The organism is Dactylosporangium sp. NPDC051541 (assembly GCF_044454505.1).
Classification (GTDB): Bacteria; Actinomycetota; Actinomycetes; order Mycobacteriales; family Micromonosporaceae; genus Dactylosporangium.
In genome coordinates this window covers 1-12,089 of the sequence record NZ_JBITDU010000004.1, presented here as the reverse complement: position 1 = coordinate 12,089, position 12,089 = coordinate 1, and the positions used below count along the sequence as shown (strand labels likewise).

The window sequence follows — 12,089 nt, the reverse complement described above, 5'->3', positions numbered from 1 at the left end:
TGCGACCGTCCGGTTCGGCCGCGCAATCACTACAATTTGCGGATTCGCTCACGCAGCGTCGCCCAGACCTCCGCCGCGGCCGGTGCGGACGCGATCTGCTCCGCGATGCGGGCCGCGCCCAGGCGGTACACCGGCGAGGCAAGCACTTTCCGGACCGCCACCCGGGCGCTCCCGGCGTCGTCGATGACGATCCCGGCCCCGGCCGCCGCGACCCGTTCGGCGTTCATCGGCTTCTCGGCGCCCTTGGGCCACAACACCATCGGCAGCCCGCGCCCGAGCGCCGCGAGCACCGTGCCGGCCCCACCGGCGGCGACGACCACGGCGACGTCCGCGGCCAGCAACTGCGCCATCGGCACGAACCCGACGAACCGCACGTTCGCCCGTGAATCCGCCAAAGAACGAGTGACTCCCGGGGGTACTGCCGCCAGGACGTCGACACCGTCGAGCCCCGCGACCGCATCGACGAGCGCGTCGAGCAGGCCACCGTCGAGCAGCACGGTCCCGAGCGTGACCAGCACCCGCTCCCCGCCTCGCGTTGCCGGGATCTCGGCCGGCTCGCGCCCGGCGTAGGCGACCGGCCGGACGGCGAGCCGATCGGCGGCCGGCGTCCACCCCGGCTCCTGCAGCGCCGGCGGCCAGGGGTCCACGAGCGCGAGCCGCTCGGGCCGCTGGAGCCCGCGCGCGGCGTACCGGGCCGCCAGCCGCACCTGCATGGCCGGCCGCAGCGGGGGCGGCGACACGGGCAGCCCGATCGCGTGCCGGACCAGCGGCACCCCGAGCGCGGCCGCCACCATCGGCCCCACGGTGTCGTACTCGTCCGCGACCACGACATCCGGCGCGAACCCGGCCGCCTGGCGCAGCGCCGCGTCGTACGTGACATCGACGAGCGTCCCGGCGAACAGCTCCGCCACCGCCCCGACATCCGCCTCCAGGTCGGCACCCCCGGTCCGCCGCGCGTTCTCGGCCAGCAGCACCCCGACCTCCGGCCCGGTGACCAGCAGCGGAATGTCACCGAGCAGCCCGACCGGCACCGCCGGCCCGGCGAAGGCCGCGACATCGCCGGCCGCGGCCACGGCCTGGGCGAGGGGGAGCAGGGGTAGCAAATGCCCGTGAATCGGTACTGCGGTGAACAACACACGCATGGCGCCGGATTATCCGGCCAATCCGAGCCGGAACGGCATCAGCGGTTCGGCTGACCGGCCGATCGGCGCGTAACGTGCGCTCCCGTGGACTTCAGGATCCGGGCGGTGGGGGTGGACGACGCCGAGGCGTTGCGGACCTTGATCGCCGCGATGGGGTATGACGTCGGCGCCGAAGAGTTGCGGGGGCGGCTGGAGACGTTGCCGGCGGGGGATGCTGTTTTTGTCGCTGAGTCCGGTGGTGCTGGGCTCGGGTGGGTGCATGCGTTGGTCACGCACAGTCTGATCGTCGGGCCGCGGGTGGAGATCGCGGGGCTGTCCATCGTGCCGCGGGCGCAAGGGCACGGGGTGGGTTCGGCGCTGCTGGCGGCGGCTGAGGGGTGGGCGGTGCGGCAGGGGGTTCGGACCGTGTATCTGCGGTCCGGGATGGAGCGGCACGAGGCGCACGCGTTCTACCTCGCGCGGGGGTACACGGCGGTGAAGACGCAGCTCGCGCTGACCAAACGGCTTACTTGATGCCCGTCTGCGTCGGGTCCCGCAGGGCCTCGTCGATGTCGTTGGTCGTGCGCTGGAGGATGTCCTGGACCTGGGCGCGGGTCAGGGCGGCCGGGGCCTGCCAGAGTTCGGCCAAATCCTTGGCGATGATGCTCTCCACGACGATCCAGGCCGGGATCGACGGGTACATGCGGCCGGCGGCGATCATCGTGCGGAAGGCGGCGTAGGCCGGGTCGGACTCCAGGCGGGTGCCCTTGATGGCGGAGGTGCGGGCCGGCCACAGGCCCGAGGAGACGCTGTAGCGGCGCTGGCTCTCCTCGCCGGTCAGGAACTTCACCCACTCGAACGCGGCCGCCGGGTGCTTCGCCGCCTTCAGGATGGCCAGGCCGGAGCCGCCGAAGAAGCCGAAGCGGCCCTCCGGGCCGGCGGGCATGGGGGCGGTGCCCCAGCCGCCCCGCAGGCCGGGGCGGTCCGGGTCGGCCAGGTAGTCGCCGACCGACTGGGAGTTGTCGATGGTGATGGCGCCGACGCCCTTCGCGAACGCCTCCGGCACGTCGCTGGACTCGAGCTTCATCGCCTCGGGGTCGTCGTACCGGTGCACCAGGCGCTGGTAGTAGGTGACACCGTCGACGGCGGGGGACTCGCCCAGGAGTGACTTGTCGCCCGTGTCGTTGAGCAGGTTGCCGCCCGCGCCCCAGATGAAGGGGGCCACGTTGTGGATGATGCCGAAGTTGTTCTCGTTGCCGATCGCGAGCGGCCGGACGGTACCCCCGGAATCCTTGATCTTTTGCAGTGTCGCTTCGAAGGCGGTCCAGTCCGTGAACGCGGTGGCCGGGTCGACGCCGGCCTTCGCGAGGACGTCCTTGCGGTAGAACAGGGCCCGCACGTCCGTCAGCCACGGCAGGGCGGTGATCTGGTCGGAGCCGAGGCGGTGGCTGGCACTCCAGCTGGCGGGGGCGAACACGTCCTGGCCGCCGACCGCGGCGATCTCCGGCTCCGTGTAGGGGCGCAGCGCGTCGAGGGCGCTGAAGCCCCCGACCCAGGTCGTGCCGAGGACGGTGACGTCCGGGCCCTCGCCGCTGGTGGTGGCGGTGCTGAGCCGGGTGAGGGCGTCGCTCCACTGGATGCGCACGGGCTTGATGGTGATGTTGGGGTGCGCCTTGTGGAACTCTTCGGTCTCCTGGATGACCGCGCGGTCCTGGATCGGGCCGCCGTACGGCATGTACCAGAATTCCAGCTCCACCGCCGGCTGGTCGGGCGGGTAGCCGACGGTGTCGGCCGACGGCCCGTCGCCGGTGGAACGGGCGCAGCCGGACAGCAGGAGCGTCACGGCCAGGGCGGCGAACACGGTGCGCCTCATCACACCGGTCCTATCGACCGGGTTGGGGTACGGCTGAGCCTTAGGTTGCCGCAGTTGCGGTCGATATGCGAACCGTGCGCGGGAAGGTGGCAGCAGCGTTGTCGTGGCGGTGGCCGCGGGTGCTGGCGCTCGCCCTGGTCCTGCTGGCCGCCGTCACCGTCGCCAACATCTGGCTGCACGGGCGCAGCCGCGCGCACGAGGGGACCCGCTCGCAGCTCAACGAGCTCAACGTGCTGCTGCACGAGGAGAGCTCGCTGCAGTGGAAGACCCTGGCCAGTCGCAACACGCCGGTGAAGGTGGCCCGGGAGCTGGGTGCGATCCGGCTGCGCGAGCGGGAGATCCTGGACCGGCTGCCCAACGCCGGCAACATCAGCAGCCAGATCCGCAACTATCACGCCGTCCTCGACGTCGAGCTCGGCCTGCTCGGGGTCGGCAAGACGGCCGAGGCCCTCACCATTGAGCAGACAAAGACAGATCCGGCATTTGTGGTACTGGCTGACACGCTGCAAAGGCTCGAAGACTCCGAGATCGCCGATGCCGACCTGGCCAAGCACCTGGCCGACCTGACGCTGGTCCTGGCCATGGCGGCCGCGCTGATCGCGATCGGGCTGCTGCTGTACCGGTTCGAGCGTGAGCACCGCCGCTCCATGCGCGTGCAGCAGACCGCGCTCGAGACCCTGGCCGAGCACGAGGCGCTCGTCCGCCACCAGGCCGCCCACGACCCGCTGACCGGCCTGGCCAACCGGCGCGCGCTCACCGACCTGCTCGCCCGGGCGCGGGGGCCGCACGCGCTGCTGCTGGTCGACCTCGACGACTTCAAGCCCGTCAACGACCGCTACGGGCACGCGGCCGGCGACGAGCTGCTGATCGCGGTGGCCGGCCGGCTCCGGGACGCGGCCGGGGACGCCACGGTGGTCCGGCTGGGCGGCGACGAGTTCGCGATCGTCATGCCCGGCGGCGAGCCCGAGGCCGTCCCGGTCGCCGAGCGTGTCGTCTCCTCCATCGGTACGCCCTTCGCGATCGCCGGCACCACCGTCCGCATCGGCGCCAGCGTCGGCCTGGCCACGACCGACGACCCCGGCGACGAGGACCGGCTCCTGCGCGAGGCCGACGAGGCGATGTACCGCGTGAAGCAGTCCCACAAGGGCGGCTTCGCCGTGTCCTGCGTCATGACCGCTCGGTAACCCGGCCTGCCGGCCGAAGTTGTCAGTGTTCAACTTTCCGGGTTCGGCACAGCAGGAGTTGGGTTCACGTGGTAAGTCTGGTTCGCCGTGTACGGCTTCGCACGCGGCTGGCGCTCGCCTTCGCGATCATGTGCGCGATGCTCGGCGGGATGGCCGTCATCGGCGAGCGCGGCTCGGCCGCGCAGGAGAACGCGAGCGCGGGGGTCTCGGCCCTGCAGACGCTGTCGCAGCAGGTGATGCAGCTGAAGTTCCGCGACGCCGACGTCAGCGGCTGGCAGGTCGCCTACGCCGGGGACGTGGCCACGCTCGGCGGGATCGCGGCGACGGCGGACGGCTCGGCCAACCGCAAGGGCTTCCTGGCCTCGGCGTCGGCCCTGCGGCAGGAGCTCGCCGCGGTCGACGCGGGGCCCCTGCGCGATGCCGAGCAGCGGCTGTTCGACACGATCAAGAGCAGCTTCACTGCGTTCCTCGGCTACGACGACCAGGTGGTCGGGCTCTACCGGGCCGGGCGGGCGGCCGAGGCGAAGGCGCTCATCGAGGGCGCGGGCTACGACGAGTACTACAAGATCCTGGACACGACCGAGAAGCTCATCGCGTCGGTGAACGCCCGGGCCGCGGCCGCGACCGCGCACACCGCCGAGGTCGCCCGCGACTCCCGGCACACCATGGTGATCGCGATCGCCGTCGCGGTCAGTCTCTCCGTCGCCATCGCGGTCCTGCTCGCCCTCGTCATCACGGCCAGCGTCGTCAAGCCGGCCGACCGGGTCATCGGCGGCCTGCGCGAGCTCGCCGCCCGCAACCTCACCGTCGAGCTGCCCGAGGACGGCCGCGACGAGGCTGCCGACATGGCCCGCGAGTTCAACGCCGCCGTCGCCGGCATCCGCACCGCCGTCGGCCAGGTCGGCGCCCGGGCCGAGTCGCTGACCGCCGCCGGCCGGGAGCTGTCGGACCTCTCCGGCCGCCTCGACCAGCAGGCCGCGACCACCAGCGGGCAGACCGTCCAGGTGGCCCGGGCCGCGGACGAGATCTCCGGCCACGTCTCCACCCTCGCCTCGGCCGCCGAGCAGATGGACGCCGCGATCGACGAGATCGCCCGCAGCACCAGCGAGGCCGCGAGCGTGGCCGGCGAAGCCGTCGCCAGCGCCGCCGCGACCTAGGCGACCGTCGCCCAGCTGTCGGACGCGGGCGCCGAGATCGGCGCGATCGTGAAGACCATCACCGCCATCGCCGCCCAGACCAACCTGCTGGCGCTGAACGCGACCATCGAGGCGGCCCGGGCCGGTGACGCCGGCAAGGGCTTCGCGGTCGTCGCGAGCGAGGTGAAGGACCTGGCCCAGGAGACGACCCGGGCCTCGGAGGAGATCGGCACCAAGATCGCCGCGATCATGGCCGAGACCCAGCGGGCCGCGGTCGCCATCGGCGGCATCTCCACCGTCGTCACCCGGGTCGCGGAGGCCCAGCAGACGATCGCGGCCGCGGTGGAGGAGCAGTCGGTGACCACCGGCGAGATCAGCCGCAACGTGGGCTCGGTCGCGAACGGCTCGCAGGACATCGCCCAGACGATCGGGGCGGCCTCGCAGAACGCCGCCGCCACCACGGTCGAGGCGACCGCCGCCCAGCGCGCCGCCGCCGACCTGGCCGCGATGGCCGGAGCACTGAGCGGGATCGCGGGCTCGTTCAAGTACTAAACTGTGTAGTAGCTCGTCCTCAGCCGGACCACAGGGATCTCTCAGCTTTCCGACGCACAGTTGCAGCAGGCGTTCAGCCGCTAACCGGAGGTATGCAGTGGGTTTCGTGATCGGCATCGTGAGTCTGGCCCTGCTGGCGTTCCAGCTGCTGCTCGTGGCCCGCGCGCTGCTCGACTGGAGCGTGGTGCTGGCCGGCCCGTCGGCGCCCGGCGGGGTGCGGGCCAAGACGATCTCCGTGCTGTGGCGGATCACCGAGCCGGTCCTGGCCCCGGTCCGCCGCGCCCTCCCGCCCGTCCGCGCCGGCGGGATGGCCTTCGACCTGGCCTTCATCGTGGTGTTCCTGGGCATCATCCTGCTGCGGGCGATCCTGGGCTGGCTCTACTGATCGATCTTCGCCCTGGCTCCTCCGGCGAACGCTGCGCGGATCGCACGGCACTGTCCGGTGGCGGACATCGAGTGCCGGGAACCCGGCGGTGGACGCAGGCGTGACCCCTGCATGACGATTCTTCGACGTATGACATCGCTCGCGCTCCTCGCCTGTATCGTGCCGGCCGCCGTGACCGGCTGCGCCACCCAGCGGACGGAAACGACACGACCTTCTGCGCCGTCGCCGCCGGCAGCGGGCTGCCCGGTGGAGCTGTGTTCCCCGCCCGGCTCGGCCGCGCCGTCGGCGCCCGTCAGCGCACCGGTCAGATGCGCGCTGCCGAACCTCACGGTGACCGCCGGTTCGCCGGACGCCTCCGCCGGGCACCGGGCCGTCGTGCTGACCTTCACCAACACCGCGACGGTCCCGTGCACGATGCGCGGCTACCCGGGCGTGGCGCTGCTGGACGGCCACGCCACCCAGGTGGCGCAGGCGAGGCGCACCCCACACGGGTACGAGGGAGGCGTCCAGGGTGAGGCGCCCGCCGTGACGCTCGCGCCGGGCCGGTCGGCTTCGGCGATCGTGGAGGCGCTCGCCGCGAACACCGACGGCACCGCGTGCGTGCCGTGGTCGGGTCTGCTGGTCACCGCCCCTGACGAGCGCCGCTCGACGAGGCTGGGGTGGGACAGTGACGGCTGCGCCGACCCGCAGGTACACCCGGTCGTGCCCGGCACGACAGGACGTCTCGGCTAGCCATGGCCCGGACCGCCGATTTCGACGACTTCTACGCGGCGACCTACCGGCGGCTGGTCGGTCAGGTCTTCGCGATGGTCGGCGACTTCGGCGAGGCCGAAGACGCGGTGCAGGAGGCGTACGCACGGGCCTGGTCACGCTGGCACCGGCTGCGCGACTACGCCGACCCGGAGGCGTGGGTGCGCACCGTCGCCTACCGGGTGGCGGTCAGCAGCTGGCGCAAGGCGGCCAACCGGCTGACCGCCCACCTGCGCCACGGCCCGCCCGCCGACGTGCCGGGGTTGAGCGCCGCGGGAGTGGCGCTGGCGCAGGCGTTGCGCGACGTGAGCCCCGATCAGCGCCGGGTCGTGGTGCTGCACCACGTGGTCGGGTTGACGGTCGAGGAGATCGCGCACGAGACGGGAACCGCCGTGGGCACCGTCAAGTCGCGGCTCGCCCGCGGCCGGCAGGCGCTGGCCGCGTCCCTCGGCGACCAGGACGAGCCGATCCCCAGGAGCGGGCGATGACCTCTGACAACCGCACCCCCCAGGGCATCGACGGCCGGCTCCACGACCTGGTGGCCGCGGCCGGCCGGGCCGCCGCGGCACCGGCACCGCACACGATCAGGCGCCGCGCCCGGCGCCGGGCGGTGCTCCGGCCGGTCGCCGTAGCGGCCGTCGTACTCGTGGTCGCCGGCGGCCTGACCGCCTTCTGGCGCCGCTCACCCGCCCCGGTCCCGCCGGTGCCGGTCCCCGGTGGGTCGGCCGCGACGAGCGGCACCCCCTCGTCCGGCCCGTTGCCGGCGCCGACCCGGGCGCCGGCCACCTCGGCACCGGCCGCGCCGCCACCCACCCCGCCCGGTACCACGTCCGGCTCCGCGGCGACCGTGCCGTGCCGGGCGCCGCAGGTCACGGTCGGCGCCGGCGGCAACGACGCCGCCTCCGGCCACCGGGTGCTGGTGCTGCTGTTCACCAATCACGGCGACACCCCGTGCCGGATGCGCGGATACCCCGGGGTGGCCGCCGTTGACGCCTCCGGCACGCAGGTGGCACAGGCGACACGCACCCTGTCCGGGCACATGGGCGGGGTCACCGCCATCACGTCCGTGCTCCTGCCGCCGGGGCAGACGGCGGCGGCCCGCGTCGAGGCGCTCGCCGCCGACCCGCAGACCGGCAGCCCGTGTGCCGCGTGGCGGTCGCTGCTGGTCACCGTGCCCGATGACACCGTCTCGAGCCGGGTGCCGTGGCCCGGCGACGGCTGCGCCGACCTGGAGGTCCATCCGGTCGTGCCGGGCCAGACCGGCCTGGGCCGCTGAGATCCGCCCGCCGTGTGGTGCGGGCCTGGCCCTCGAACGGCGGATCGCGCCGGACGGCACTGCTGAGCAGGTGCTCAGCGCAGCTCGCCCGGCAGGAGGCTGAACAGGAGGGTGTCGCGGCGGGCGCCCTTGAACGGCAGGTGGGAGCGCAGGACGCCCTCCCGCACGAACCCGCACCGCGCCGCCACCGCGGCCGACGGGGTGTTGTCCGGGCCGCAGGTGAGCTCGAGCCGTTCGACGCCGAGCGGGCCGAACGCCCACGCGGCCAGGAGGCGGACGCTGTGGGTGGCCACGCCGCGGCGGCGGGCCCACGGCGCGACCCAGTAGCCCACCGCGGCCCGCCCGGCGGCCGGGTTCACGTCGTACACGGAGGCGGCGCCCAGGACGTGGTCCGGGTCGGCGGGTGACACGGCGGCGAAGTTGATGGAGAGGCCGGCCAGGCGGTCGGTCTCGTTCTGGGCGGCGGACGCCGTGACCGCGGCCGGGGTCGGTGGATCGAGCAAGGGCCACGAGTAGCGCAGTGTCTCGGCGTCGGTGAAGGCCGCGTAGCGCTGGCCGGCGTCCTCGTCGCGCCACGGGCGGAGCAGGACGAGGGCGTCGGCCAGCGGTGGGTCCGGGTAGGGCAGGGCGGGCACGGGGTCAGATGCCGGGGTGGCCGCGGAACGTGCCGGTCTCGTCGGCCAGGTCGGCGAAGCTGCTGAAGTCCTGGTTGGCCAGGGCCAGGTTGGTGGAGACGGAGGCGAACAGGTCGGGGCGGACGCGGAAGGTGCGGCCGGGCTCGTCGGCCAGGTCGATGGCCAGGAGGGGGTGTTCGTCGTCGGTCATGGTGGTCGCGTCGGCGACGAACAGGTCGAAGACCTTGTCGTCCTCGCCGGCGTCGCCGTCGGCGTCGACCAGGTCGGCGATGGTGGCGCCGTCGTAGGCCGGGTCGTCGACGTAGGTGGCGTGGTCGTCGCCGTAGGCCGCCTGGACTTCGCGCCAGGCCTCGTCGTCGGAGAAGTCCGTGCGCAGCACGAGCGAGGTCAGCTCGCCGGGCTGGGGCAGCGGGGTCGTCATAGGCCGATCATCGCACCTCGATGTGTCGCATATGTGAGCGGGCGGTGTGGTAACACGTCCGGATGACCAGTCGCATCGCCGCCATCGCCATCGACGCACACGACCTGCGCAAGGTCGCCGAGTTCTGGGTCGCCGTCCTCGGCTGGAGCGTCGCCGAGGAAGTACCCGGGGAGATCGTCACCATCGCACCGGCCGGTGACGCCGGCGGCGTCACCATCGACGTGGTGAAGGTGCCCGAGAGCAAGACGATCAAGAACCGGCTGCACCTGGACATCCGGGCCGACGGCAGCACCCAGGCGCAGGAGGTCGAGCGGCTCATCGGGCTCGGCGCCCGGCCCGCGGATGTGGGGCAGGGGCCGGACGTCTCGTGGGTGACCCTCGCCGATCCGGAGGGCAATGAGTTCTGCGTGCTCTCCCGGAGCGTGCAGGACCTTAAGGCAGAGTGAACGCTCTTGTTTCTGTCGCATCGATCGCTATAAAATCCCGGAAAACAGTTAACAACCTTAACTGTTTACATGGGAGGAGCGAGATGCGCAGACCCGGTCGGCTCATCACCGCCATCGCAGCCACCGTCCTCACGGCCGCCGCCGCGTGGACCTCAGTCGCCATCAACTCGACCGCCCAGGCGGCCACCACCAGCGGGGGCGTCAAGTTCGCCTACTTCACGCAGTGGGGCATCTACGCCAACGGCTTCTACCCCAAGAATCTCGACACCAGCGGCATGGCCGGCAAGCTCGACTACCTCTTGTACGCGTTCGAGAACATCAATCCCACGACGCTGAGCTGCTTCGAGAACGACTCGCCGGCGTCGCAGGACGAGAACAACCCCAACGCCGGCGACAACGCGGGCGACTCCTACGCCGACTACGGCAAGTCCTACGGCGCCGACATCAGCGTCGACGGTGTCGCCGACACCTGGAACCAGCCCCTCGTCGGCAACTTCAACCAGCTCAAGAAGCTCAAGGCGAAGTACCCCAACCTGAAGATCCTGGTGTCGATCGGCGGGTGGACCTACTCGAAGTACTTCAGCGACGCCGCCGCGACCGACGCCAGCCGCAAAACCCTCGTGAGCTCGTGCATCGACATGTTCGTCAAGGGCAACCTGCCGGTGCGCAACGGCTTCGGCGGGCCCGGCTCCGGCGCCGGAGTGTTCGACGGGATCGACATCGACTGGGAGTACCCCGGCGCCCCGGGCCACACCGGCAACCACTACAACGCCAACGACAAGGCGAACTACACCGCACTCATGGCCGAGTTCCGGACCCAGCTCGACGCGCTCGGTACCGGCAAGAAGTATCTGACCGCGGCCGTTCCCGCGGGCCAGGACAAGATCGCGAAGATCGAGACGAACAAGATCGGCAATTACCTCGACTACGCCAATGTCATGACGTACGACATGCACGGCGGCTTCGAACCGCAGGGCCCCGCGAACTTCCAGGACCCGCTGTACGGTTCCCCGAACGATCCGAGCCCCGCGATTCCGCCGGGCACAGGGAAGTACAATATCGACTCGGCTATCAAGGCTTATATCAACGGCGATGCCGGTTATGGCATCCCGGGCGGATTCCCGGCCAACAAGACGACCATCGGATATCCGTTCTACTACCGGGGCTGGACCGGCGTGCCGGCCGGGGCCAACCACGGGCTTTATCAGACCGCGACGCAGCCGGCGACGGGCCACGCGATGTCCGGCAATGTGCCTGGCGTGTCGTTCTACAAGGAACTGACCGGCTTCGTCGACAACCCGTCCTATACGTACTTCGATCCGACCACCAAATCGTCGTATTTCTATGACGGCACGACGTTCTGGTCCGGCGACAACCAGCAGTCGATCCAGGCGAAGGCCGACTACCAGCACTGCAACGGCCTGGCCGGAGCGATGATGTACTCCCTCGAGGCCCTCGACGCCGCCGGCACCCTGTTCAACCAGGTCGTCAACGCGACCAACGGCGCCACCGCGGGCTGCTCGACGACCTCGCCGACCGTGTCGCCGTCGCGCACCACCTCGGCCAGCCCGTCGGTGTCGGCCAGCCCGTCGAAGAGCCCCTCGACCAGCCCGAGCCCGACCGGTGGCAGCTGCACGGCCCCGGCCTGGAACGCGGGCACGGCGTACAACGGCGGCCAGCAGGTGTCCTACGGCGGGCACACGTGGACCGCGAAGTGGTGGACGCAGGGCGACATCCCCGGCAACAACAGCCAGGCCGTCTGGACCGACAACGGGGCCTGCGGGGGTACCTCACCCACGCCCACCGGCGGCACCGGCAACTGCGCCGGCCTGTCGGCGTGGAACGCGGGCACGGCGTACAGCGGCGGCCAGTCGGTGACGTACGGCAGCCACAAGTGGACCGCCAAGTGGTGGACCCAGGGCGACATCCCCGGCAACAACAGCCAGGCCGTCTGGACCGACAACGGCGCCTGCTAGCAGCGTGTCCCGAGTGCGCCGCCCGGCGGATCTCCCGTCCGGGCGGCATACTCAGGATCATGACCGAACCGGAGCTCGACCCCGAGCAGTACCCGCCGATCGACCCGCGTGAGCCGGTCCCCGACGACCCCGGCGAGCTGCTGCCGGACACTCCGGACACGCTCCCGCCGGCCCCCGCCGAGCCGATGCCGGGCGACGGCGACCCGCCGCCCGACAGCGGTGTTCCGGAACCGGCCTAGTACTGCAACGGCAGGTCGTGGCTCCGCTCGTGCTGGCTCGTTGACTGGTTGTGGTCGATGTTGAGCTGGTCGGGTCGTGGGATGCCGGGTTGAAC

General features: G+C 71.8%; 15 protein-coding genes. 11 read left to right on the top strand and 4 right to left on the bottom strand.

Annotated features, from left to right (window positions below):
- Nucleotides 1-29 precede the first annotated feature (29 nt).
- A complete protein-coding gene (locus tag ACIA8L_RS19650; RefSeq protein WP_395906383.1) occupies nt 30-1,142 on the bottom strand; it encodes a glycosyltransferase in 1,113 nt (370 codons plus the stop codon).
- Between the two features lie 84 nt (nt 1,143-1,226).
- Here ACIA8L_RS19650 and ACIA8L_RS19645 point away from each other — a divergent pair, with 84 nt between their 5' ends.
- Nucleotides 1,227-1,655, top strand: a complete 429-nt coding sequence (locus ACIA8L_RS19645) for a GNAT family N-acetyltransferase (protein ID WP_395906381.1) — start codon at nt 1,227-1,229, stop codon at nt 1,653-1,655.
- Here the strand turns inward: ACIA8L_RS19645 and ACIA8L_RS19640 are convergent.
- A complete protein-coding gene (locus tag ACIA8L_RS19640) occupies nt 1,648-2,994 on the bottom strand; it encodes an extracellular solute-binding protein (protein ID WP_395906379.1) in 1,347 nt (448 codons plus the stop codon). The genes ACIA8L_RS19645 and ACIA8L_RS19640 overlap by 8 nt on opposite strands.
- A gap of 98 nt (nt 2,995-3,092) precedes the next feature.
- Here ACIA8L_RS19640 and ACIA8L_RS19635 point away from each other — a divergent pair, with 98 nt between their 5' ends.
- From ACIA8L_RS19635 to ACIA8L_RS19605, 7 genes are all read left to right on the top strand, one after another.
- Nucleotides 3,093-4,178 carry a diguanylate cyclase domain-containing protein gene (locus ACIA8L_RS19635; RefSeq protein WP_395906377.1) on the top strand — a complete coding sequence of 362 codons (1,086 nt, stop codon included), beginning with the start codon at nt 3,093-3,095 and terminating at the stop codon, nt 4,176-4,178.
- A 68-nt stretch (nt 4,179-4,246) separates the two neighbouring features.
- Nucleotides 4,247-5,335 (top strand): HAMP domain-containing protein, encoded by a 1,089-nt coding sequence (locus ACIA8L_RS19630; protein WP_395906375.1) that lies wholly within the window; start codon nt 4,247-4,249, stop codon nt 5,333-5,335.
- A gap of 15 nt (nt 5,336-5,350) precedes the next feature.
- A complete protein-coding gene (locus ACIA8L_RS19625) occupies nt 5,351-5,866 on the top strand; it encodes a methyl-accepting chemotaxis protein (protein ID WP_395908027.1) in 516 nt (171 codons plus the stop codon).
- A 106-nt stretch (nt 5,867-5,972) separates the two neighbouring features.
- Nucleotides 5,973-6,251: a YggT family protein gene (locus ACIA8L_RS19620; RefSeq protein ID WP_395906373.1), complete on the top strand. Its 279-nt coding sequence runs from the start codon at nt 5,973-5,975 to the stop codon at nt 6,249-6,251.
- A gap of 246 nt (nt 6,252-6,497) precedes the next feature.
- Nucleotides 6,498-6,983, top strand: coding sequence for a DUF4232 domain-containing protein (locus ACIA8L_RS19615; RefSeq protein WP_395906371.1), 486 nt, complete (start codon nt 6,498-6,500; stop codon nt 6,981-6,983).
- 2 nt (nt 6,984-6,985) lie between these two features.
- A complete protein-coding gene (locus ACIA8L_RS19610) occupies nt 6,986-7,489 on the top strand; it encodes a SigE family RNA polymerase sigma factor (RefSeq protein WP_395906369.1) in 504 nt (167 codons plus the stop codon).
- A complete protein-coding gene (locus tag ACIA8L_RS19605; protein ID WP_395906367.1) occupies nt 7,486-8,277 on the top strand; it encodes a DUF4232 domain-containing protein in 792 nt (263 codons plus the stop codon). Before ACIA8L_RS19610 ends, ACIA8L_RS19605 begins: the two co-directional genes overlap by 4 nt.
- 74 nt (nt 8,278-8,351) lie before the next feature.
- On the opposite strand, the gene ACIA8L_RS19600 is transcribed toward ACIA8L_RS19605, so the two are convergent.
- Nucleotides 8,352-8,912, bottom strand: a complete 561-nt coding sequence (locus tag ACIA8L_RS19600; RefSeq protein WP_395906365.1) for a GNAT family N-acetyltransferase — start codon at nt 8,910-8,912, stop codon at nt 8,352-8,354.
- A gap of 4 nt (nt 8,913-8,916) precedes the next feature.
- Nucleotides 8,917-9,333: a DUF6924 domain-containing protein gene (locus tag ACIA8L_RS19595; protein ID WP_395906363.1), complete on the bottom strand. Its 417-nt coding sequence runs from the start codon at nt 9,331-9,333 to the stop codon at nt 8,917-8,919.
- 62 nt (nt 9,334-9,395) lie between these two features.
- On the opposite strand from ACIA8L_RS19595, the gene ACIA8L_RS19590 reads away from it, so the two are divergent.
- The 3 genes from ACIA8L_RS19590 to ACIA8L_RS19580 all read left to right on the top strand — a co-directional run bounded on the left by ACIA8L_RS19590 (nt 9,396) and on the right by ACIA8L_RS19580 (nt 11,994).
- Nucleotides 9,396-9,779 carry a VOC family protein gene (locus tag ACIA8L_RS19590; protein ID WP_395906361.1) on the top strand — a complete coding sequence of 128 codons (384 nt, stop codon included), beginning with the start codon at nt 9,396-9,398 and terminating at the stop codon, nt 9,777-9,779.
- Nucleotides 9,780-9,862: 83 nt separating this feature from the next.
- Complete coding sequence (locus ACIA8L_RS19585; protein WP_395906359.1) at nt 9,863-11,755, top strand: glycosyl hydrolase family 18 protein; 1,893 nt, start codon at nt 9,863-9,865, stop codon at nt 11,753-11,755.
- Nucleotides 11,756-11,814: 59 nt separating this feature from the next.
- The gene (locus ACIA8L_RS19580) at nt 11,815-11,994 is read left to right on the top strand and encodes a hypothetical protein (protein ID WP_395906357.1); all 180 of its coding nucleotides are present in this window, start codon (nt 11,815-11,817) and stop codon (nt 11,992-11,994) included.
- The last annotated feature ends 95 nt before the right edge of the window (nt 11,995-12,089 follow it).

Coding starts and splice junctions, on each gene's coding strand:
- ACIA8L_RS19640 (WP_395906379.1), bottom strand. CDS start 2,994: ATGAGGCGCACCGTGTTCGCCGCCCTGGCCGTGACGCTCCTGCTGTCC.
- ACIA8L_RS19585 (WP_395906359.1), top strand. CDS start 9,863: ATGCGCAGACCCGGTCGGCTCATCACCGCCATCGCAGCCACCGTCCTC.
- ACIA8L_RS19650 (WP_395906383.1), bottom strand. CDS start 1,142: ATGCGTGTGTTGTTCACCGCAGTACCGATTCACGGGCATTTGCTACCC.
- ACIA8L_RS19590 (WP_395906361.1), top strand. CDS start 9,396: ATGACCAGTCGCATCGCCGCCATCGCCATCGACGCACACGACCTGCGC.
- ACIA8L_RS19580 (WP_395906357.1), top strand. CDS start 11,815: ATGACCGAACCGGAGCTCGACCCCGAGCAGTACCCGCCGATCGACCCG.
- ACIA8L_RS19605 (WP_395906367.1), top strand. CDS start 7,486: ATGACCTCTGACAACCGCACCCCCCAGGGCATCGACGGCCGGCTCCAC.
- ACIA8L_RS19610 (WP_395906369.1), top strand. CDS start 6,986: ATGGCCCGGACCGCCGATTTCGACGACTTCTACGCGGCGACCTACCGG.
- ACIA8L_RS19595 (WP_395906363.1), bottom strand. CDS start 9,333: ATGACGACCCCGCTGCCCCAGCCCGGCGAGCTGACCTCGCTCGTGCTG.